The 21,526-nt window shown below is 42.7% G+C and carries 21 protein-coding genes; 3 read left to right on the top strand and 18 right to left on the bottom strand.

Translation table 11 applies throughout. The features are described from left to right. Positions 1–26: 26 nt before the first annotated feature. The 17 genes from Q0A08_RS14210 to Q0A08_RS14130 form a co-directional block, all read right to left on the bottom strand. Positions 27–470 carry an acyl-CoA thioesterase gene (locus Q0A08_RS14210; RefSeq protein ID WP_438462177.1) on the bottom strand — a complete coding sequence of 148 codons (444 nt, stop codon included), beginning with the start codon at positions 468–470 and terminating at the stop codon, positions 27–29. A gap of 53 nt (positions 471–523) precedes the next feature. Further along, complete coding sequence (locus Q0A08_RS14205; protein WP_438462176.1) at positions 524–1,531, bottom strand: ester cyclase; 1,008 nt, start codon at positions 1,529–1,531, stop codon at positions 524–526. 9 nt (positions 1,532–1,540) lie between these two features. Further along, the gene (locus Q0A08_RS14200) at positions 1,541–2,239 is read right to left on the bottom strand and encodes an RraA family protein (protein WP_438462175.1); all 699 of its coding nucleotides are present in this window, start codon (positions 2,237–2,239) and stop codon (positions 1,541–1,543) included. Next, positions 2,236–2,934 (bottom strand): alpha/beta fold hydrolase, encoded by a 699-nt coding sequence (locus Q0A08_RS14195; protein WP_438462174.1) that lies wholly within the window; start codon positions 2,932–2,934, stop codon positions 2,236–2,238. Before Q0A08_RS14195 ends, Q0A08_RS14200 begins: the two co-directional genes overlap by 4 nt. Before the next feature lie 40 nt (positions 2,935–2,974). Continuing rightward, a complete protein-coding gene (locus Q0A08_RS14190) occupies positions 2,975–3,931 on the bottom strand; it encodes a cupin domain-containing protein (protein ID WP_438462173.1) in 957 nt (318 codons plus the stop codon). A gap of 136 nt (positions 3,932–4,067) precedes the next feature. Then, entirely contained in the window at positions 4,068–5,036 is a 969-nt protein-coding gene (locus Q0A08_RS14185) for a hypothetical protein (RefSeq protein WP_438462172.1), read from the bottom strand. Continuing rightward, positions 5,023–6,045 carry a LacI family DNA-binding transcriptional regulator gene (locus Q0A08_RS14180; RefSeq protein WP_438462171.1) on the bottom strand — a complete coding sequence of 341 codons (1,023 nt, stop codon included), beginning with the start codon at positions 6,043–6,045 and terminating at the stop codon, positions 5,023–5,025. Before Q0A08_RS14180 ends, Q0A08_RS14185 begins: the two co-directional genes overlap by 14 nt. An 11-nt stretch (positions 6,046–6,056) precedes the next feature. Continuing rightward, positions 6,057–6,821 carry an SDR family NAD(P)-dependent oxidoreductase gene (locus tag Q0A08_RS14175; protein WP_438462170.1) on the bottom strand — a complete coding sequence of 255 codons (765 nt, stop codon included), beginning with the start codon at positions 6,819–6,821 and terminating at the stop codon, positions 6,057–6,059. Further along, entirely contained in the window at positions 6,821–7,855 is a 1,035-nt protein-coding gene (locus Q0A08_RS14170; protein ID WP_438462169.1) for an ester cyclase, read from the bottom strand. The genes Q0A08_RS14175 and Q0A08_RS14170 overlap by 1 nt, the downstream gene beginning before the upstream one ends. A 13-nt stretch (positions 7,856–7,868) precedes the next feature. Next, on the bottom strand, positions 7,869–9,179 hold the full coding sequence (hisD, locus tag Q0A08_RS14165) for a histidinol dehydrogenase (RefSeq protein WP_438462168.1): 1,311 nt from the start codon (positions 9,177–9,179) through the stop codon (positions 7,869–7,871). Positions 9,180–9,196: 17 nt separating this feature from the next. Next, entirely contained in the window at positions 9,197–9,727 is a 531-nt protein-coding gene (locus Q0A08_RS14160; protein WP_046015774.1) for an ester cyclase, read from the bottom strand. A gap of 125 nt (positions 9,728–9,852) precedes the next feature. Next, positions 9,853–10,731, bottom strand: a complete 879-nt coding sequence (locus Q0A08_RS14155) for a carbohydrate ABC transporter permease (protein ID WP_046015775.1) — start codon at positions 10,729–10,731, stop codon at positions 9,853–9,855. A gap of 14 nt (positions 10,732–10,745) precedes the next feature. Beyond that, a complete protein-coding gene (locus tag Q0A08_RS14150; protein WP_438462167.1) occupies positions 10,746–11,777 on the bottom strand; it encodes a carbohydrate ABC transporter permease in 1,032 nt (343 codons plus the stop codon). A 69-nt stretch (positions 11,778–11,846) separates the two neighbouring features. Beyond that, positions 11,847–13,088 (bottom strand): ABC transporter substrate-binding protein, encoded by a 1,242-nt coding sequence (locus Q0A08_RS14145; protein ID WP_438462166.1) that lies wholly within the window; start codon positions 13,086–13,088, stop codon positions 11,847–11,849. Positions 13,089–13,186: 98 nt separating this feature from the next. Continuing rightward, a complete protein-coding gene (locus tag Q0A08_RS14140) occupies positions 13,187–14,239 on the bottom strand; it encodes an ABC transporter ATP-binding protein (RefSeq protein WP_438462165.1) in 1,053 nt (350 codons plus the stop codon). Between the two features lie 750 nt (positions 14,240–14,989). Then, a complete protein-coding gene (gene speB / locus Q0A08_RS14135; protein ID WP_438462164.1) occupies positions 14,990–15,970 on the bottom strand; it encodes an agmatinase in 981 nt (326 codons plus the stop codon). 142 nt (positions 15,971–16,112) lie between these two features. Next, the gene (locus Q0A08_RS14130; RefSeq protein ID WP_438462163.1) at positions 16,113–17,003 is read right to left on the bottom strand and encodes a LysR family transcriptional regulator; all 891 of its coding nucleotides are present in this window, start codon (positions 17,001–17,003) and stop codon (positions 16,113–16,115) included. 205 nt (positions 17,004–17,208) lie between these two features. On the opposite strand from Q0A08_RS14130, the gene dctP reads away from it, so the two are divergent. The 3 genes from dctP to Q0A08_RS14115 all read left to right on the top strand — a co-directional run bounded on the left by dctP (position 17,209) and on the right by Q0A08_RS14115 (position 20,311). Beyond that, on the top strand, positions 17,209–18,225 hold the full coding sequence (dctP, locus tag Q0A08_RS14125; protein ID WP_438462162.1) for a TRAP transporter substrate-binding protein DctP: 1,017 nt from the start codon (positions 17,209–17,211) through the stop codon (positions 18,223–18,225). A 158-nt stretch (positions 18,226–18,383) separates the two neighbouring features. Continuing rightward, entirely contained in the window at positions 18,384–19,034 is a 651-nt protein-coding gene (locus Q0A08_RS14120; RefSeq protein ID WP_438462161.1) for a TRAP transporter small permease, read from the top strand. Then, complete coding sequence (locus Q0A08_RS14115; RefSeq protein ID WP_438462160.1) at positions 19,031–20,311, top strand: TRAP transporter large permease; 1,281 nt, start codon at positions 19,031–19,033, stop codon at positions 20,309–20,311. The genes Q0A08_RS14120 and Q0A08_RS14115 overlap by 4 nt, the downstream gene beginning before the upstream one ends. 88 nt (positions 20,312–20,399) lie before the next feature. On the opposite strand, the gene Q0A08_RS14110 is transcribed toward Q0A08_RS14115, so the two are convergent. Further along, positions 20,400–21,377, bottom strand: coding sequence for a GlxA family transcriptional regulator (locus Q0A08_RS14110; RefSeq protein ID WP_438462159.1), 978 nt, complete (start codon positions 21,375–21,377; stop codon positions 20,400–20,402). Between the last annotated feature and the right edge of the window lie 149 nt (positions 21,378–21,526).

The raw sequence follows: 21,526 nt of genomic DNA, 5'->3' as shown, positions 1-21,526 counted from the left end.
GGTTGCGATAAAGTGATTGTTCATAGTTATGTATGATCTGCACTTTGATACTGAATAAATATGGATCTAGCATAATCAGAAAGTGGCTGAGACTTTCTTGTTGTTTCATTCATTTGAACAATCACAGTTTCAGCTGAAGCCACGCAGCGATCGTCTTGAAACAAACGTTGAAAAAGGCAAACAGAGCTATTACCAACCTTGATGACCTGAGTGCCAATATCAACATTACCTGGCCAGTTGATTTCACCCAATAAATTCAGATTCGAATTGGCAATAACAAACTCACAGTTATCAGCCAACATGCCTTTTTTTGTATCAGACATAAACTCAACTCTACCTGTTTCTAAAAAAGTTGAGAACATGGCGTTATTAACATGACCTTGACGGTCTGTGTCAGCGTAGCGAATTTTATCGTAAGTCTGTAGTGGAAAACTGTCTAATAGATTGAGTCGTGAGTCTTTATCCGCCATCTTGTTCTCCTCCCATCGTTTTGCTTTAAACTCTGATTTTTAGGCGATCACTGTTAGGTTCTAGGCACTTGGTTCATACGGTCTAGAATATCGAGACCTTGTTGATTCCAAAAATGAAGGAGATCAATAAAAATCCAATTCTCAGCTAACTTGTCACCCTTACGGCGATAAATATCTATTACTCGTAAGTCTCCCGGTTTCCCTGTCGCAGGCATTCCCATAAAGCCACCAGTTGGTTCTAAAGTAAGGTTTGGCCATCCAAAAAATCCACCAAACTCTCCTTCTGCTATGCGGCATAAATGGCCTTTGAAAATACGATCTTTAAAGCCTGCTCTAAAAGGACCAGAATGCTGCTTTGCGTAGCGCTCAATGGTATAAGATGCACCAATTCCAGTAGGCCCCCACCAAATCATATCTTCGCACCAATGTTGGCGTAACTCATCTTCTAAAGACATTTCTTGCTGCCAAGTCGAGATGTTATCGACCATAGAATCGATGAGCGCAATGGTTTTATTTCCTTCAACTGGATCTACTTCGTCATACAAAAGGCCAGTGTGTGTCATTGGTCCAGGTTGTACGAGTTGTGCGCCAGTCATTGGTGGGAAAGGGTTTAAGCCCGCTTGCATCATGACATGGGGAATATCGAAATACATTGCCGTTTCGACAATTTTATTTCCTTCAACTTTATGAAACTCACAATAACGCAAGAAAGTCATTTTGCCTGTTGCTGCAATGCCCAGCCAAGAGTCATCTAATAGGCCCATTAAATGCCCCATAGAAACGACCCAAGCACCTTTACCCTCTTTGCCTCCAGGTAATCGGTTTACGCCTGCCATAAAAATATCTTCACGGCGTTGTAGATGTTTAAACGCTTGGCGTAGAGGTTGCCAAAATAAAGAGACGACGTCAGTGTAGCTTTGTTGCTCATTAAAAGGGTGGTAACCACGCCATAAATATTGATCAGCTATAAAGTCTTTGGTGTTAGTTTCTATATCGTTTAACTCGGCATTGTCTAAGCATTCATAATAATGACGAACGAGTTGTTTTGCTTGTTGTAGCATAATGACCTCTTAAGTACGGCTCTTTTCAAAAGCAGCCCAAGCTGCTTCGAATTTTTCGAAATTAAACCCCTTTTCTGAGGCAGGACCTAAGACTAATTTTTCCGTCGTAAGTAACTTATCAATCGCACTTTCCAATACGGGAATAACATCAAGGGGAATAACTAATGCACCATGGCGGTCAGCATGTATTAAATCGCCATCATTGACTGTCATACCAAAAATTTCGACTGTTTCGGCAATACTTTTTACATGTACGAAAGCATGGCTAGGGCCAATGGAGCCTGCAATAACAGGGAAACCATCGGGAAGATCACCTAGATCTCGCATGACCCCATTTGTCAGCGCACCACTCATACCAAAGCCCTTATGGATTGAGGTATTTATCTCTCCCCAATAGGCGCCAACTGCATTTGGGTAATCCGTATCTTCGACAACGGCTAAGGCGGGTCGAGGGCCTTCAAACATATGCTTATAGTAAGCCATTCGTCTGCTTTTAATGATGTCTGCTGCCTCGCTTGCTGGCTCATTCGCTGCAATTTTTGCTGTACGAGCAAAACCAACAATAGCGCCCGCGTCTGGGGCAGAACTTAACATGGTGCCACGGGTAAACTGGTTAAATCCGCGTTTACCTTGGGCAACTTCAATGGCATTACACACAGTGGGTGTATCGACTTGCTGTAATTTTGTTAACAAAGTTTGATTAATCATTGTTGTAACCATTTCTCTAATGCGTGGTTAGTGATCTTTGGTTGCTCTAAAGTGGGAAGGTGCCCTGCTTTTGGGACTATGACAAACTCAGCATGAGGAATAATGGCATGCAGTAGTTCATGTCGATCTAAAGGGCAGAGTTGATCCTCTTGCCCCATTAGAATTAAGGACGGTACCTTCACTTGCTTAAGACTTAACTGTTGATCTGGACGACTTTGAAGCGCTTTTGATTGCCTTATAAAGGCTTCGCTACCTAAATCTAGTGCCATATTTAAACAAATATCAGCTAACGGCTGCTTATGCGTTTGTTCGGCAAAGTATCGACTAATCATTTGCTCTTGCATTAATCTCGCTAGCCCGCCATTTTGTACCGCAATGATCTGTGGCTCTCTGGCTTGCTGTACCTCTTTCAATTCGGCTCTAGGATTGGTATCTAATAGCGCCAATTTTTTGACACGCTCAGGAGCTAGACGAATCACTTCCATAGCGACAATACCGCCCATAGACAAACCCGCAAGCGCAAACTGATCTGGTGCTTGCTGTAATACTTCTTGTGCCATAGCGTTTACTGTCATTGCCATGCCGTAATGAGGAACAATTACCTCTGAAAATGCTTGCAGGTGATTAATTTGAGGGCTAAATAAGCGCTCATCACACATCATTCCAGGTAATAAAACGAGATTATTAAATGTCATTTAAATTAGTCTTCTTTAAGTTTCTAGGACTGCATACGGTTTAATTATCCGTCCAAGTTAAACCGGCTAAATCATCCGTTTTGCTGATGCGAAATAGGCTAGCTTCTCCAGTAACACAAACTTCAACGGCATGGGCTAAACCTGGAGGAATCCAACATGTGTCTCCTGGATTGAGTACTTCCTCATGACCTTCCCATGTTAGTTTCCAGTGGCCTCGCATAGGCATTAGTACTTCATGCTGCGGGTTGGTATAGGTATCAGATGAAATTGAACCACGGCTTAGTAGTTCCACTTGAAAGCCTGGTTTATCTTTTATTAAACCGGTTTTACTAATCACATTACATGGCGCATCTTTTGCCAATGCCATCATGTCCCAATAACGACGTACATAATTTGGTACAACCACACTGGCTGGTACTTCTGGAATAAGAGCAACGTCTTCTGGACTCATTTTCGGCATAGCGTTAACCCCTTCAGGTAACTGCTCGCCTTTTTTTGTGTCGTATAGCACGCCAGTTTCAGCGAGTATCAGGCCATGTTTTTCTGCTGCTTCTAAAACATGAGGAGCCCAGATAACACCACCACCTGAATCATCTCCTCCAAGCATGGACATGATCATGCCATAATCTGTACCGACGTTTTCAAACCCACGAAAGACACGAGTAGGAATATTGAAGATATCACCCTCTTCCAGAATGACTTCGCCTGCATCGCCGTGCTCACCCCAAAAAAAGCGCCAGCGGCCTTTAAGTACAAAAAATACTTCGGCCGTATTGTGGTAATGCATTGAATTAAAGCACTTAGGGGGTTGTCCAGCTGCACCGATATTGAAACCGGGCGTTGCTTTAATATGAACATGTTGGTCAGGGCTTTCTGCTACACCTGCACCTATGATGGTAAAGTTTTCTTTTTTATCTGAGCCTGGTGTATGTGCATCAATAAAGGCAGTGCGGCATGGCTTTAATTCGCCATAGCGTACGATTTGTGGCTGTTCCATTTTTAACCTCGCTTGTAATGATCATTTGCTTGTTTTTAGGCGTAGAAATCCGCTAGATCTAGCAAAGGTAAATAGAGCCCTTACCTAGAGAGTCTAGGGAGTGTAATAAAAATCAGTTTAAAACTTGCAGCCTTGATTAGCCTGTTTGTAAGGCGATTTGCTTCCAAATAGCGGTTTCGTCAAACAGAACATATTCACGACGTATGCCCCAAGGTCCGAACTCAACATGGGCGGCCCCCATAATGTAAACATCTTTACCGGTCGGCTGGCCAAAGGTGCCCCAGCCATCATGTTTACCTTGTAGACTAAAACGAATTGCAGCGCGTGGCGGCATCATTGGATCATCGCGACCGATTTGGTGCTCTATGGTAAATTTAGCGTTAGGGAAGCTGGCACGAAGACCGATCCAAAAATTATCGATAGCGGCGAAAGAAATACCTTCAATTCCACCAGGGTAGGCAACATGACAAGCTCTATCGTATTCACGTGGTATGGTTGCCATATCGGCATTCATCAAGCGTTGCAAAATATCTGCATATTTTTGGCCCCAAGCATTATCGTTACCTTTGCCTTTGTAAGGGCCGGGTTGATCGATTGCAGGGGTGAAAGGCATGTTACTTTTTTCAGGACCACCTTCGCGTTCAATTTGATCGACAGCAAAGGCTTTTGGGTCCCAGCCCATTTGTCTGACAATTGCGCCTTGATCACGGATTAACCATTCATCTGTAATGGTATTGTTGATGGCGTAACAGTCTGCAATGATGCGGTACTTAAGCTTTTTACCTGTGGCTTTACCGAAGATGCCATCACCTAAATGGGTGGCAGTAGAATAAATACGATGAGAAGACAGCATGCCTTCTTCCTCGTTGCCGCTCCAAATTACATCTTCTCCCAATAGGGTTCTGTCGGGAAACTCTGCTAGGGTTGCCATGGTGGCGCCTATTACACCTTGGTTACCAATAGCAATCGTAGACGGAGAGCGTACAACAATGTCTTCACCATAATATTCGTGCAAGGTGGCAATGCCGCGATCTTCCCAAATCTCTTTTGTAATACTAATAATGTAATCAGGAAAATCTTTGAACTTAGGGTTAAAGCCTTTCATTAGTTAAAAATCCTTTTGGCACAATGGCACTTTTACGAATGATTAATGGGCCATCTATTTCTATATGGATGGGCTGGTCTGACGTACTACTTTCACTAAATAATAAACGTATGGTTTCGGCGACCATGTGCTTTGCTGGTTGGCGTACCGTCGTTAGGTTAAAGATGGGCCATCCAGCTAAAGGAACGTCATCAAACCCGACAACAGATATATCTTCTGGAATGCGTAACCCCAGCTCTTTTTCAAGCACGCCGATGGCAGCAAAGGCCATATGGTCATTGGCAAAGAATACAGCGTCAGGCCGTAGCTCTTTATCAAACATTGTACGTGTGACTTTAAGGGTTTCCTCATAGTTGTAATTGCCTACACCTCTTGAGAAAAGCTCGATTCCAGCTTTTTGTAAGGTGTCTACAAAGCCTTTTTCACGGTCTCTCTGTGTCGAAGCATCTTCCCAGCCAGCAATATAGGAAATACGCTGATGACCTGCTGCAATAAAAAGCTCGGCTACCTTACAACCACCTTGGTAGTTATTAGTAGTGACAGCATGAAAGCGGTCTTTCTCCAAGTAGCGGTTAAATAAAACAACCGAGATACCTGCGGCTTTGCAGCGGTCAGCCAAAGCAGAAGACATGCTTGCTGAAGCGAGCACAACGCCATCAACTTGATAATCAAGAATCTCTGCCATTACCTCATCCATATCATCGGATTCGGAAGCCATAAACATGAGAGGGTGGTAACCACGCTTTCTCAGCTCTGCAGACAGAATTTCCAAGATTTCCGGATAGAATTGGTTGTTCAAATAAGAGACTACGACGCCAATAATACGACTGTTTCCTGTAATCAATGAACGGGCCAAAACATTAGGTCGATAACCTAACTCATTCGCTGCTTGGTTAACCTTATCCGCCATTTTTTTAGAAACAGAGGCTCCAGGAGTAAATACTCTAGAAACAGCTGATTGGCTTACGCCAGCCAGTTTTGCGACGTCTTGTGAAGTCACTTTTGACATAAATAACGCTCCTAATCTGCCGTCCAGCCACCATCAACAAGTAAACTGGTGCCAGTTACCATTGAACTTGCATCTGAGGCTAAATACATCACGGCAGCCATAATGTCTTGCACTTCGGCAATACGGCCTAATTTGATTTTTTCTTCCACCCAAGCTTTACGTTCTGGGTTGCTAAATGTTTGCTTTGCCAGTTCAGTATTAACAAAGGTAGGACAAACGGTATTTACCCGAATACCTTGGCTTCCCCATTCTATCGCCATGGCTTTGGTAAAGCCTTCAACAGCAAATTTACTGGCACAATATACTGCTCGATCAATACCACCCACATGAGCCATCTGTGAACTGATATTAATCAGTGATCCAGGTTTTCCTTTCTCTATCAGTCCTTTAGCAACCTCACGAGTTAAAAAATATGCCCCTCGAACATTGATATCCATGACCTGATCATAATCTACCACTTGGGTTTCTAACGCTGGACTATGTTTTGCTGTCCCTGCGCTATTGACTAGAATGTCAAAGCAGCCTGCCTGTGCTATTTGATCTCGGGTAGTCTCAAGATCACTAATATCCAGCGACATTGCGCTGGCTTTTAAGCCTTCTTCTTGTAGACTTGCGACTAGATCTGTTAAGCGATCAAGTCGTCTTGCTGCAACCACAACATCAGCTCCTGCACGGGCTAATGCCACAGCACTTGCCAAGCCAATACCGGAAGACGCTCCTGTGATGAGGGCACGTTTACCGACAAGGGAAAAACTAGGGGATTCGGGTAATTGCATTAACAATCTCCAATGGGGAAAGAAATACTGCTTTGAAGCCGTACTTTATTAAATTCACGCATGCGAGCCAAGACATCGACGCCAAGCTGACGGTGGATATCAAGTAGGTCAAAAAGCACCCAATTCTCTCTGATTTTATCACCTTCCATACGCCAAAAGTCTAAGCTACACAGGGTGATTTCTTGACCTGACGGTGCGATACCTAACCAACCATCATATTGAATGGTTTGTTTCATATTTGGCCAACCAGTGACTGCGGCATAGTCGCCATCAGCAAAGAAATTGAAGATTAGACTCTCATCTGCCTGACCTCGGTCTGGCATGGCAGCCAAAAAGGGTATTTGATGCCAATGACGAAAGCCAGAAATACCTCGACAAGTGCCAACGCCAGCCGGTCCATACCAGTTCATTTTAGGGTGCCAAAAGTGTTCTAACTGCATTACTTCTGGGCCGCCTTGGCTGGGATGTTTAACTAAGTTTTGAAGCATGTCTAACACGACTTGCTTACTTTGCTGAGCGCGCGCCGAATCTGTTTTAATGCTTAGACCATTTTGGCTAGCGGGTGCAGGAATACAAAACATTTTTCCTAAAGCAGGTGCCATTGGCCAAGCATTAGCTTGCATCATCACTTCTGGGATATCCCAAATAGCTTGAACCTCAACTATTTGCTGATTTTCGAAACGGTAAAATTCGTGATAACGCATGTAGGTCAAATGACCTATTGGTGGTATATCTAACCAAGGTTTAACAAAAGTACCCATAAAATTGCCACTGCAACCAACCCACTCATGACCATGGTCACAAGTACCTGACATCAAGATAAAATCACGCCTTTCAAGATCAGGTAAACTCTCTTGTAAAGGGAGATAGCAGTTTTCAAAAAACGCCTTAGGACCTTTCATCTCTCCCCAAGGATGACACATTTTTACGTGACATTCGGGGGTGAAAAGCGTTTGCATTTGTTGCCAAACTTGCTCTTTAGAAAAATCGGCTAAAGCATCTAAAAAAGGCTTTATGAGTACTTTATTTTGCATAAGTTAAACCTAACTATTCAGCACCAGTGCCATAAGGTACATCTTTGTTACCAAAGCGACGTACACGAATATTGCATTGCTCAGCATGGCCAACGAAGCCTTCTAGCATGCATAAACGAGATCCGTACTCACCAATTTTAACGGCAGCTTCATCTGTGGTGATTTTTTGATAACTATGGGTTTTTAGATATTTACCTACCCAAAGACCACCGGTATAACGGCCTGCTTTTTTTGTGGGCAAAGTATGGTTTGTGCCTATTACTTTATCGCCGTTCGAAACATTGGTTCTCTCACCTAAGAATAAACCGCCATAACAGGTCATATTATCAAGGAACCAGTCATCACGATCTGTCATGACTTGTACATGTTCATAGGCTTTGTCCTCAGAGACGGCTAACATCTCTTCATAGGTATCACATAGGATTATCTCACCATAATCGCGCCAGCTAGGTGCAGCAGTATCCGCTGTGGGTAAAATCTTAAGAAGGCGCTCTATTTCATTCATTGTATCTTGGGCTAACTTACGGCTGTTTGTGACTAAACAAGCAGGAGAGTTATAACCATGCTCGGCTTGGCCTAATAAATCAGTCGCGCAAAGTTCACCATCAACCGTATTATCGGCGATCACCATGGTTTCTGTTGGACCAGCGAATAAATCAATACCAACACGGCCAAAGAGTTGTCGTTTAGCTTCAGCAACAAAAGCATTACCTGGGCCAACGAGTAGGTGAACAGGATCAATTGATTCAGTACCAATTGCCATAGCACCGATGGCTTGAATCCCACCCAATACATATATTTCGTGGGCTCCACCTAGGTACATTGCAGCGATTACTGCTGGGTTAGGCTCACCATTAAAAGGCGGTGTACAGGCAATGATACGAGGCACGCCTGCAACACTGGCTGTGGCAACTGACATGTGAGCAGACGCTACCATAGGGAATTTGCCACCGGGAACATAACAACCCACTGATTGTACTGGAATGTTTTTATGGCCCAAAATCACTCCAGGCAAGGTTTCTACTTCCACATCTAGCATAGAATCTCGTTGTGCCTGAGCAAAGTTTCGTACTTGTTCTTGCGCAAACTTAATATCGGCTAGGTCACGGTCAGACACTTTCGCCATGATATCTTGAATTTCTTGATCACTAAGACGAAATGATTCGGGTGTGTAATTATCAAATTTAGCCGCAAGTTCGCGTACAGCAATGTCCCCTTCGACCTCAATTTTAGCGAGAGTTTGTTCGACGACTTTACGTGTTTGAGCATCATCTGCTGCTTTATCCGCTTCTGCTTTGGCGGTTTTTAACCATTCAATTGCCATTATGTATATTCCTCTATCTATTGTTCTGGTTGTGGTGCTTGTTTTTCACCGCGATCGAATGCTTCCCAGCCTTCACCATTAAAAACATCAACACCTAACTGTGCTAAGACAAATGGGAAATCAACCATTACCCAGTTATCTACAATTTTGCCGTCGACAACTTTCCAGAAGTCCATATATCGAATTTCGACTTTTTTACCGCTTGCTTCTATCCCCATAAAAGCACCTGAATGTATGGCTTCTTGACGTCCAAAAGCGGCGGCCCACTCACCCATGTATAGGCGCGCTTCATCAATGCAAATTTTGTCAGAGAAAGCGGCTTGAAAAGGCTTCTGCCAATTATTTTGGAACTCTTTAAGACCTGTCTTTGAACCACAACCTTGGTTTCCCATCCAACGAAAACCTTGGCTAAAAAATTCGCCTATATCCGCAATACGGTGATCGTTCAAACCATCAACCATACTTTCAATCACTCTTTGTGTTTCAGCAGTTTTACTCATATCCGTATCTTGGCTGAGTGCTGCTTGTACTGGTCTGTTACCGGACATATAAATCTCCTCAATAAACATTAAAACTGAACTAGGTGATGACCAGATATCTGCTGGCATCTACCGATAAAGTATTATTTCAACCACCATAAAAGGTGCCTGAACATTGTGGTGCGAGAACCTGTTTAGCCTTTCACTGCTCCTGCGGTTAGTCCGCTTACAATTTGGCGCTGGAAGAACATGACTAAGACAAATAATGGCGCGGTTGCTGACACGACTGCTGCGACGGCAAACATGACGTTACCTTCAACCTGAGTGGTGCCCATAAAGCTTGCGATTGCAGGAATCATGGTTTCATTCTCTTGGCTTAACAGCATGGAAGTGACGGCAAAGTCGTTGTAGGCCAGCAAAAAGCTAAATAGCCCAGTGGTAATAACGCCTGGCCACATTACTGGGATGATGACATAGCGAAATGCTTGAAAACGGGTGCAACCATCTACCATGGCGCTTTCATCCAAGTCCTTCGGAATGTTCTGAAAGAAGCTGTGCAGCATCCATAAGGTAAACGGCTGATTAATCGCCACCAGTACAATAATTGTGGTGGGTAATAGCCCCCAGATATTCCATTCAAAGAAGGGCAACATATAACCTGATACAAGCGTGATATGAGGCATAGCACGAAAAATTAAGGCGGTTATCAGGATCCAAAAAACATATTTCTTACCCGAACGAGCCAGAGCATATCCACCTAAAGTACCAAAGGTTATTGAGATTACGACCGTGAAGAAGACGACAATGGATGAATTGAGCACCGCTTGCCAAAAACCTGATTCTACCCAGGCGCCGTAATAGCCATCACCAGTAAACGCAGAACCTGTTTCAGCAATGGTGTTAGCACCAGAAAGAGCATTGCTCCAATCAGCTTTAGAAAAAAAGTCCCCTTGAACTTTGAAACTTCCCCAAAGAGTCCATAAGAACGGAAAGGCGGCTATAAGTAACCAAGCCAGTACTAATATGCCTGAAACAGTAACCAATAATGGGCTGCGAGCTTGTGATTTCATCATGATTAAGACCCTTATTAGTGAGCTGCTTTGTTATATTGACGCCAAGTTCTAATCAGGACTGGCATTAATAGGATGACGACACCCAAGATAGTGAGCATGGACGTGGCACCAGCGGAACCATATAAAGGCGAACCACTTTCACGTAAGTCATTAAAGATTATCCAGGACAATGAGGTCGCATGGGCTTCAGCAGAGAAGCCAACAATCGGCTCAAATACACGAAAGTTATCCATCAATTGAATTAAGAGTAGGAACACAACTAAGGGCATCAAATGGGGTACGACGACATACCTCATACGTTGCCAGCGGCTAGCGCCATCAATCATAGCGGCTTCCATGGTGTCTTCGGGAACAGACTGTAGCCCTGCATAAAAAACAATAAAGCTGAAAGGTAGGCTATGCCACACGCCATATACCATGATCATGATCCAAGTGAGCAGTGGTGATGCTTTTAGACTTAAGCTATCGTCATCAAATATGTGCTGTATCGTGGCGCCAATAATGCCGTCTGCATCTACCATCCAAAATAGGATCATAGAGCCGATTAATGGCGTGACAATCATGGGTAAAAGGGACACAAAGATGGTCGGCCCTTTAACAAATTTGGGTAGGTTATTGACACCTACAGCAACAGCAAGCCCCAAGACGATTACAAAGGGGGTAACAATTGCTGTATAGGCAATGGTAAAGAATAAAGCCCGATAGAGAGGTAGGTCTAAAGCCTCATTAATGAAACCTGAGAGGCTATCACTGTTGTTCCAAGCTTGGCTTATTTCTGATGTGGCTAAATGAGCACGGTTAGTATAAGTGTCGAAACCATTAAAACGGCCTAAAGGCTGTTCCTCATTGAGCTTTTTGGCTGCCGCCGTATCTATGCTTGTGACTTCAGTACACCCAAATGGGCCACAGTTCTCAGATACAATTAATACCTGTTCATGCTCAATATGTAGCGACTGTATAAATACAGATACTATGGGCAAGGCAATAAATAGAATCATGGCCGACAGCGTCGGCAAGATAAACCAAAAAAAGGTACGATTCGCCATTATTTGATCTCTATAAGGTTTTAGTTTGATTTGGTGTGCCCTCATAAAGAGGGCCCTGATTTAGCTTTTTTACAAAAAGCCTTTCTCTTTAGCCGCAATGTTGTAAGCCGCTTCTACATCTGCCAGTGCTTGTTCAGCACTTTCATCACCCTTTAAGAAGTCAGAAAGTTCATTACCGACAGCACTATGTAAAATGCCCATTTGAGGAAACATAGGATAAGATTTAGCACCACCTCTCACTGTTGCAGATATACCGGTAGCATTAGGTCCTGGTTTAAAACCATCAATAAGCCAGACCGCATCATCGTTATGCGCAGCTACCATGTCAGGAGTCATAGCAGAAGCTAAGGCGGCGAAAGTTGCTTCGGCATCAGCGTCAGGAATGTTTTTCGCAATAGTTACGCCATCCCACCATAAGGTCGCAGCTGGGGTTGAGCCACCAGCGACAGTTGGTGCACCTGATAAAACAGTGTTTGATGTGACTTCTATTGTCGAGCCTTGATCATCCAAGATAGGTTCACCTCGAGAGCCCCACATGATTCCTAGAGCAGCTTTGCCCGCTTCCCATAAACCTTGAGTTTCATTCGATGCTTGAGTAAGAAAATCTGGGTTTGCATATTGAGTTAATGCCTTCATTAATTTTAATGCAGCAATGCCTTGCTCATTATTAATGCTGACTTCAGCTGTTCCTGACTTAAAGAACTGACCGCCATGAGCTAAATACAAAGTATTGAACACTTCACCTTGGTTCCAACCTTTTTTAAGGTTCATTACAAGAGGGTGTTCCATGATACCTGCCGTACGGATTGCTTCAGCGGCGTCTAAAACTTCTTCATAAGTTGATGGGATCGACTTGATACCTGCTTGTTTTAAAATATCTGAGCGGGAGAATAAGTGTTGGGAATTGGCCATAAAAGCAATGGCCATGACTTTGCCATTAATAGTGATTAACTGGTGCTTCTTCAGGTTTTGACCATATTTTTCAACATACTCATCGAGAGGCCTAACTAAACCATCGTTCATCAATTGTACTAAGGTCGCGTTAGCTACAATAACTGAGGTATATTCCGCTGGTGTTGGTGTCAAAGCTGCGTTCATAATCTGACGAGCTTCAGCGGTATGGTTGATAGTGAATTTAGTTGCGTAATTTTTGCAATTATTCTTTGCTGTACTTACTAAGGCATGTATAGCCGGGAAGTCATTTGCTAAAACGCGGATTGAAGCATCAGTTGGACCGCAGTTATTGGCTAAAACTGAGCTGCTCATTAATGTGGCAACGGCACTGGTTAAAACTACTTTTTTAGAAATCATATCGAACTCCTATAGCTCCTGTTATTTTTATTTTCAGCAATCTATCTACAAGTCATTAAGCCTACTGAGGCGAGTCGTTGTGCTTTTAATGATTTGTTTTAGTCGTTTATTCTTTGTCCAGTATTGCCATCGAAAAGGTGGCAGTTTTCTGTCGGAATTTTGATTGAAACTAGGTCACCAATTTCAGCATGGAAATATTTGTCAGTACGAACACTCACTAAGGTGTTATTAATTAATACAGTGACCATGTTGGCATCGCCCAATAGCTCCAAGGTATAAAGGGGTGCATTAATTTGCCCTTCTCCTTGTTCACATAGCTCGCCATCCTCAGCACGAAAGCCTAAAGTGTATTTGCCATCAGGTAAGTTGAACCCTTTGAAATTGACTTTTTCTTGACTAAATTCCCCTGCTTTTAGGTTGCCATCAATCAAGTTCATCGCAGGTGAACCAATAAAGCTTGCTACAAATGTATTAACAGGGTTGTCATAAATCTCAGTTGGTGTACCAACTTGCTGCACGACGCCGCCATTCATAACCACAACACGATCTGCCAAGGTCATGGCTTCTATTTGGTCGTGGGTGACATAAATGGTGGTTACTTTTAATTCATGAGAAAGATTTTTAATCTGAGCCCGAGTAGAGACTCTTAATTTGGCATCCAGATTTGAGAGAGGCTCATCCATTAAGAAGACTTGAGGATGTCGAACAACGGCGCGGGCCAAAGCAACACGTTGACGCTGGCCACCAGATAGGGCGGCAGGTTTACGTTCTAGAAAACCATTTAGCTCAACCATGTCAGCTGCTTTCATGACTTTTTCGTGTTGTTCTTCCTTCGGCACATTACGAACCTTTAATGGAAAACGAATGTTGTCATACACAGTCATATTCGGGTACAGAGCATATGATTGGAAAACCATGGCAACATCACGGTCTTTGGGCTCCAGATCATTAACTCGTTTATCGTTAATCAATATATCGCCAGATGTGGACTCTTCTAAGCCTGCAATCATGCGCATTGTTGTTGTTTTACCGCAGCCAGAAGGCCCTAGTAATACTAAAAACTCTTGGTCTTTAATCGTTAAATTGAAGTTGTCAACACCGTTAAAATCTCCCCATTTCTTGGTGAGATTAACCAATTTGATTTCTGCCATTGATAGAACTCTAGTTGTCTGTTGATCGATTTATTTGCTGTTGCATACGTTTGCAAGATAACGTTTTACAACCCCTTTGAATACGAATGCAAATTACATTATCAGCAATTGAATACGTTTGCAAAATCTTTTTTTAGATTATTTTTTGTACAAGCGGGCAGGTTTTAATGCTTAATTATTATGGGTTTTAGTATTGAGTAATTAAGGTTTTTATTGAATGTTTTTTAGTGTTTTTTATAACATTGTTTTTCTTATTTAAATTATATTTTTCAATGCTTTAAATGATTTTTCATGTGTTGAAAAATTATCTTTTTGAATATTTTTAAACGATGGAAAAGATAAATTTTTAATGGTTTGATCAGGTTAAAAAGCTTGATGATAAAAGGTGAGCTTATCGTTTTGCTAATTTGGCAATAAGTCATTGTAATTTTGAGCATTTAAATTTTTTTAAGTTTGTTTTTATAGGCGTAAAACGAAAGTTTATAAAATGGCATTTTTTGTTGGTCAAAGCGTTTTAATATTTATTTTGGGAGTATTCATTTTTGCGAAATAACATTTAATTTTCGCACATCGTTGACTTACTTTTCCGAGTAGCAATAACCCAATTAACAAATGATCATATCTGTGTGAGGTGTGAGGTGTGAGGTGTGAGGTGTGAGGGAAGTACTGCTATATCTGTTGTTAAAAATACGTATGCCTAGGACTGGGTTACCTTTGGCATACGCAAAAACATCATCTGGAGGAGTGGTACTAGCTATTGCTTGTTTCTTTCAAACTACGAGCATGGAAGATGTAGCCTAGTAGGTTCAAAAGAACTTGTGCCGCTAGGATGCTGGTGGTACCAGTCTGGTCATAATCTGGTGCCACTTCACAGAGGTCGATACCCACAACATCACCTTGCATAGCAACCTGTTGCAGTACTTCCATCACTTCATAGTACTGGAAACCACCATGACTTGGTGTACCTGTGCCTGGGGCAATGGAAGGGTCAAAACCATCAATATCAATGGTGATATAGTAGCTTACATCTTTGGGGATAAGCTTCATCACACCTTCTAAACCAAGGCGGCGAACATCTCTCACCGAAAGGATGGTAGAGCCTGCTTCTTCAGCGAGTTTGTGGTCTTTTTTATTCGAAGAGGACACATTACGTATGCCTAATTGAGTCATGCCACTAATATAGCTTTGCTCTGAAGCACGACGCATAGGATTACCATGGCCGTATCTGACACCGTGGCGTTCATCGACAAAATCTAAGTGAGCATCTATCTGGATAATATGGATAGGCCCTTTATCTGCAAATTTCTCAAAGGCTTTGATGCAAGGGGCGTTGACCGAATGATCACCGCCAACTGTCACAGGCAGAACACCTGCTTCAAGCATCTTTTTGACGCCGTATTCAATATTGGCATGGCTCTTTACTGTGTCTGTATGCACCATGTCAGCATCGCCAATATCAACAATTTTGACGCCTTCAAGGTACATGATGTCTTCTTCATAAGAATAAGCGCCGCCATGACCAAAAGAGAAGAGGGTTGACGCTTCACGAATAGATCTTGGGCCCATTCTTGCGCCAGAGCGCCATTGGGTGCCGCAGTCAAAAGGGGCACCCATAAAGGCTACATCGGCTTGTATTTTGTCCCAGTCTTCACAGGTTGGGCTTTTAGCAAAAGTACAAAAGCCAACAAACGGCAGGTTTAAACGGCCACTTTCGTATGTGTTATCACTCATTTTCGTATTCTCCTATTCAGCAAAGGCTGTCTATCGAACCTCGTTATTTATTTTCTGTGTGAGGTTGTCGAAATCAGTATTGCAAAGAAGTTTTCATTAAAAAATACGAAAGTTATTATGCTTATATCAAAAAAAATTATGTTTATTTGATGTCTTCTTTTAATACATCTTGAATGTCTTGAACTAACACTTTTACGATATTCTGTACCGAAGAAGAGGCTCTCATTGCCAAATAGAAGGGCGACTCATGCTCTAAGTTAAGATGATCAATAGCACGCATCTCACCTTTTTCGACCCAAGTTTTAGCATAGTGATCGGGTAGGTAACCCATAAACTGGCCACTGGTAATTAGGATGGCTTGGGCTTCCATATTCGAAACATAGGCTTTGTTTTGAATACCGGGTAAGTCAGTTTTTTGTAGGTAGGCACGAGTAGAAACTGGGTACTGTTGTAATGTCTCCCAACTCATTTCATTGCTAGGTAGGGCAAATAAAGGGTGGTCCTTACCACAGTAAAAACCATGGTCCTCTTTATCTAATAATTGATAGCTTAAGGTGTTGTCACGACGTTGAAAGGGGCCTATGCCCACGTGAATATGACCATTTAATAAATCCCTTTCCAAGTCTTCTGGTGTGAGGATTTCAAGCTTGATGGAAACATCATTATCCCGTTCAAAAAAACGTTGGATCGCTTTATTGATAGGAAAGCTTGGATTACTGATAGTGCTATCTATCAAACCAAGGCGTAATGTGCCCGTCAGTTTATTTCTTAACTCGCCAAGATCTGCCTCAAAGTCAGACACATTATTGAGCATGGTACGACAGCGAGCGTAAACCAACTCACCTTTTTCAGTGAGATTAAAGCCGCTTCTGCCTCTTAAACAAAGCTGAAAACCCAGACGAATTTCAAAGTCTCGAATATGGGTGCTGATGGCAGGTTGGCTCATACCTAACGCTGCTTGCGCACTGACAAAGCCACCGCACTCTACGACGGTACAGAAGGTGTGCATATGTTTCATTGAATACTGTGTCATCTGCTTTCTCCAAGTTTATTGAAGCGGGAATCTAGCGTTAAGATACTTTAGTTTTTGTGATGTAAACATAATATCTTTTATATTTTTTAATATAACTTCCTTTGCAATACTAATTTGGAATCGAATGATTTGTAACCTTTTCCAACACTTTTTTAGGTGTGGTTTTTCAGAACAATAATAAGTACGAATAACGAGGTTTTATAAAATGCTTAAATTAAACAAAACTTTGAAAAAATTAGTATTAGCAGCAAGTGTGATGAGTATGTCTAGTTTGTTGCAGGCAGAAGAATGGAAGTTTGCGATTGAGGAAATCCCCGGCTCAATCATGGATGCCTATGCGCAAGAATTTAAACGAAAAATTGAATTAAAAACCGATGGGGAAATAACGGTTAATGTCTTTCCACTCGGGTCCTTAGGGACACCGACTCAACTGATTGAGCAAACCTCTTATGGTGTGGTGCACTTTTCCAACGTTTCCGTTGGTAACTTAGGCACTATCGTACCTGAGTCTCAACTCTTCTTATTACCTTATGCACTGCCTTCTGAGTCCAGCGCTATCTCATCTATGTTGAGTTCAAGTAAGGTGATTTATAGCGAGCTAGGTAACGACTTTATCAATAGAGGCCTTAAGTTACACACCATGTATTCAGAAGGGCCGCAGGTTTGGACAACCAATAAAGAAGTGCGCAAACCGGATGATCTAGATAACTTCAAGATGCGAGTCATGGTGTCGCCTATCTTGTTAAAAGCCTATGAAGATCTAGGTGCTAGCCCGACGCCTCTACCATTTGGTGAAGTCTATGGTGCCTTGCAGCTTAAAATTGTTGATGGTCAGATCAACCCAGTACCGACAATCGAAGAAATGAAGTTCTATGAAGTGACGGATTATATGATTTGGGCTGGCGAGCAAGAGCTAGTAACCAGCATCATTTCTGGCAGTGATTGGTACGACACCCTTTCGCCAGCAAAGAAAACCCTAATTAGTGAAACTATGGCTGAAATGCGTGGCTTTATTGATGATGTGGTGCTGCGCTTCAATCAGGAAAAACTGGCCAAAATTAAAGCCGCTAAACCTGAAATTGAGTTCGTTAAGTTAACCCCAGAAGAGCAGGCGGTATTTCGTCAAAGAAGTAGTGCTACTCACTCTGCCTTTAGCGACATAGTTGGCGCACGAGGCCAAGAACTGCTGACTAACCTTTTAAATGAAAGCAAAAATCTTTAACTAAATTAACAGGTGTCTGGACCCAAACTGGACGCCTGTTTTCAATTTCCTGCTTTTTGTAAATTGTCACTTGTTAGTGCTTTAACAAAGTCAGGCCTTTTCTCTTTTTCCCAAATGTCATTTGGGTATCAGAGTCTGTTGATTTAAGGAGGTGCATTATGCCTCAAGCAAATTCCTATTTTGGGCGAGTATTAACTGGCTTAGACAACTTTATTGGTAAGGTTGAAAGCCTGATTTTAACCTTATCCATCGTTGCCATGGCCACTAACTCTATCGCCAACGTCTTTGGACGTTATCTCTTTAACCAGAGTTTATATTTCTCCGACGAGTTAAATCAGTTTCTGATCGTCATCATTACTTTTATGGGGCTTGGCTATATTACTCGACAAGGTAAACATATCCGTATGTCTGCTTTCTACGATATTTTGCCCGCGGCCAAACGAAAACTCTTAATGGTATTGATCGCCTTTGTGACAGCCATTGTTATGTTACTTCTGGCTTGGTCTGCCCTTGAATATGTTCTTAAAATTGCACAACGAGGTTGGGTTACCCCAGCGCTGCAAGTTCCCCTTTATCTTACCTATATGTGGGTTGCGCTTGGTTTGTTATTAGCCTCAATCCAATACTTTTTAACGGCGATTAAAAACCTAGATCATAAGGATCCTAAGGTATTTATTTCATTTAGTGTGGTGGATGAATATGAGGATGCAGATATCAAGGAGATGATAGGAAATGCGCAATTAGCGTCTGAAGATAAAGCCGATAATATTACCCTTAATCCGGTTTCACCACAGGAGCCAAGACGATGACTTTAGTAATGTTGAGTGTCATGCTGGTGTTATTACTTGCTGGCTTTCCTATGATGATGCCACTGTTGTGCGCGGCTATTATTGCTTTCTTCATCTATTACCCTGACCTGAGTTTACAGCTCTTGATTCAGCAGATGATAGGCGGAGTAAAACCTTCATCCTTGATTGCTGTTCCCATGTTTATTCTCGCAGCAGAAATCATTACCCGAGGCCATTCGGCCGATCGCTTGATTGATGTGGTTATGCGCTTTATGGGGCATTTTCGTGGTGGCCTTGCCGTTTCTGTCACCGCCGCCTGCGCTATGTTTGGTGCGGTATGTGGCTCGACTCAAGCAACCGTGGTTGCTGTGGGTGGTGCTATGCGACCTAGGATGTTGAAAGCAGGTTATAACGACTCTTTCTCCATTGGTTTAATTATCAATGCGGCGGATTTGGCTTATCTGATTCCACCTTCTATTGGCATGATCATTTATGGGGTGATTTCAGGTACCTCCATCTCTGAATTGTTTATTGCAGGTCTTGGGCCTGGATTACTCATCATTGTCCTCTTCTCCATTTATTGTATCTGGTACGCCAAACGACACAATATTCCAGTCGAAGCCAAAGCGAGTTGGTCTGAGCGCCTTTACTCCTTGCGTCGTGCTATCTGGCCAGCGGGCTTCCCTGTGATAGTGGTCGGTGGTATTTATGGTGGGATTTTCAGTCCAACCGAAGCGGCTTCTGTCTGCGTACTTTATGCTTTGATTTTAGAGCTATGCGTATTCCGTTCGATTAATGTGAGAGATGCGAGAGACATTGCGCTTTCGACCAGTGCCGTGACGTCTGTTGTCTTTATCTTGATTGCCGCAGGTGCCGCTTTCTCTTGGGTGCTGTCTTATGCGCAAATTCCGCAGCAGGTTATTGCCTCTTTGGGCTTAGAAGGGGCGGGAGTCGTAACCACCTTGATCGCTATCAATGTTGCCTTCTTTGTGGGCTGCATGTTTGTCGATTCGATCGTGGTGATTCTTATCCTAGTGCCTATCTTTGCGCCTTTGGTAAAAGCAACCGGCTTAGACCCTGTACTAATCGGTGTCATGATTACCTTGCAGGTTGCCATCGGGGCCGCAACACCCCCCTTTGGTTGTAACATATTTACTGCCGTGGCTGTGTTTAGGCGTCCTTTTATCGATGTGATTCGAGGGATTCATCCTTTCCTATTCATCTTATTTGCTGTCACAGTGCTATTAGTAAACTTCCCTGAAATTGCTCTTTGGCCAAGGGACCTTGCGTTTCGTTAACTAAATACAGAGCTAACAAAAAGGGCGCTTGTTAGCGCCCTTTTTAGTGTATTACAGCTTATTAAGAGTACTTTCGCTCTTACTTCAATTAATGCTGAATCCTTTCATTACTGGGCGAAATGCCAAAAAAGTCACGGTAACTCTTACTAAAATGCGGCGTGGTGGAGAAGCCACAGGAAATACCCACATCGGTAATCGACATGCTGGTTTGAGTCAGTAATCTATGGGCTTTATTGAGGCGAATTTTTAGATAATAGCGAGACGGAGTGTCCTTCAAATGCTTGTTAAAAAGGCGTTCTAATTGGCGGCGAGAAACATTGATATAGTCGGAGATAGAATCTAAATCTATCACTTCTTCCGTATTAGCTTCCATCAAGCTCACGGCGTTAATAAGTGATTCATGACTACTGCCAAGAGAGGCCTGCAGCGGGATCTTTTGTCGCTCATTTTCGCTACGGATACGATCTGCTAAAAATATTTCTCCAATTTGTGTGCTCACATCTCGGCCAAAATCGTGGCGAATAATATTGAGCATCATATCCAGCGCCGCCGTACCGCCAGCGCAGGTGATGCGCTTGTCATCAATCACAAACAGAGAACTTTCGATATTTAGTGATGGATATGCTTCACAGAACATCTCCATATGGTCCCATTGTATGGTGCAACGAGACTGTTTTATCAGGTCAGCATGGGCGAGCAAATAGGTACCTGTACAAAGAGAGCCTAAGGTAAGTTTTTGATGCTTTTGCTCAATGCGAGTGAGAAATTGCACTAGCTTGGGGTTGGCTTGTTTGACGACATTAATACCCGCACATACAAAAATGGTATCAAACTGATTGAAGCTGGAACTAAAGTCAAAATCAGCGGAGATGCTAATGCTATCACTGGCTTTTACTGGTGCGCCATTGTGGGTAATTGTGTACCAAGAATAGGCTTTAAAGCCTAGTACTTGATTGGCCATACGCATGGCTTCTATGGCCGAGGTCATAGGCAAAAGGGAGAAGTCTTCGACTAATACAAAGCCATAGGTAAAGGTCTTTGGCGGCGTTTGTGATTGCATTTGCATCGTTAATTTCTCCTTAGCAAATAAGTATTAGGCAAGGTGATCGAATATTCAATGGCGCAATATTGTAGGATCAATAAAAGTATAAAACCCCGGTTCAATACTTGAAGGTATTGAAACGAGGTACAAGATCAGCCCCTATCACCCTAAAA

This window comes from Marinomonas sp. PE14-40 (assembly GCF_051623805.1).
Lineage (GTDB): Bacteria > Pseudomonadota > Gammaproteobacteria > Pseudomonadales > Marinomonadaceae > Marinomonas.
This window is presented reverse-complemented; position numbering and strand designations above follow the sequence as displayed.

Bases quoted from the DNA above. Each gene is read 5' to 3' on its own strand.
- Q0A08_RS14210 (WP_438462177.1), bottom strand. From the start codon at position 470: ATGGCGGATAAAGACTCACGACTCAATCTATTAGACAGTTTTCCACTA.
- Q0A08_RS14205 (WP_438462176.1), bottom strand. From the start codon at position 1,531: ATGCTACAACAAGCAAAACAACTCGTTCGTCATTATTATGAATGCTTA.
- Q0A08_RS14200 (WP_438462175.1), bottom strand. From the start codon at position 2,239: ATGATTAATCAAACTTTGTTAACAAAATTACAGCAAGTCGATACACCC.
- Q0A08_RS14195 (WP_438462174.1), bottom strand. From the start codon at position 2,934: ATGACATTTAATAATCTCGTTTTATTACCTGGAATGATGTGTGATGAG.
- Q0A08_RS14190 (WP_438462173.1), bottom strand. From the start codon at position 3,931: ATGGAACAGCCACAAATCGTACGCTATGGCGAATTAAAGCCATGCCGC.
- Q0A08_RS14185 (WP_438462172.1), bottom strand. From the start codon at position 5,036: ATGAAAGGCTTTAACCCTAAGTTCAAAGATTTTCCTGATTACATTATT.
- Q0A08_RS14180 (WP_438462171.1), bottom strand. From the start codon at position 6,045: ATGTCAAAAGTGACTTCACAAGACGTCGCAAAACTGGCTGGCGTAAGC.
- Q0A08_RS14175 (WP_438462170.1), bottom strand. From the start codon at position 6,821: ATGCAATTACCCGAATCCCCTAGTTTTTCCCTTGTCGGTAAACGTGCC.
- Q0A08_RS14170 (WP_438462169.1), bottom strand. From the start codon at position 7,855: ATGCAAAATAAAGTACTCATAAAGCCTTTTTTAGATGCTTTAGCCGAT.
- hisD (WP_438462168.1), bottom strand. From the start codon at position 9,179: ATGGCAATTGAATGGTTAAAAACCGCCAAAGCAGAAGCGGATAAAGCA.
- Q0A08_RS14160 (WP_046015774.1), bottom strand. From the start codon at position 9,727: ATGTCCGGTAACAGACCAGTACAAGCAGCACTCAGCCAAGATACGGAT.
- Q0A08_RS14155 (WP_046015775.1), bottom strand. From the start codon at position 10,731: ATGATGAAATCACAAGCTCGCAGCCCATTATTGGTTACTGTTTCAGGC.
- Q0A08_RS14150 (WP_438462167.1), bottom strand. From the start codon at position 11,777: ATGGCGAATCGTACCTTTTTTTGGTTTATCTTGCCGACGCTGTCGGCC.
- Q0A08_RS14145 (WP_438462166.1), bottom strand. From the start codon at position 13,088: ATGATTTCTAAAAAAGTAGTTTTAACCAGTGCCGTTGCCACATTAATG.
- Q0A08_RS14140 (WP_438462165.1), bottom strand. From the start codon at position 14,239: ATGGCAGAAATCAAATTGGTTAATCTCACCAAGAAATGGGGAGATTTT.
- speB (WP_438462164.1), bottom strand. From the start codon at position 15,970: ATGAGTGATAACACATACGAAAGTGGCCGTTTAAACCTGCCGTTTGTT.
- Q0A08_RS14130 (WP_438462163.1), bottom strand. From the start codon at position 17,003: ATGACACAGTATTCAATGAAACATATGCACACCTTCTGTACCGTCGTA.
- dctP (WP_438462162.1), top strand. From the start codon at position 17,209: ATGCTTAAATTAAACAAAACTTTGAAAAAATTAGTATTAGCAGCAAGT.
- Q0A08_RS14120 (WP_438462161.1), top strand. From the start codon at position 18,384: ATGCCTCAAGCAAATTCCTATTTTGGGCGAGTATTAACTGGCTTAGAC.
- Q0A08_RS14115 (WP_438462160.1), top strand. From the start codon at position 19,031: ATGACTTTAGTAATGTTGAGTGTCATGCTGGTGTTATTACTTGCTGGC.
- Q0A08_RS14110 (WP_438462159.1), bottom strand. From the start codon at position 21,377: ATGCAAATGCAATCACAAACGCCGCCAAAGACCTTTACCTATGGCTTT.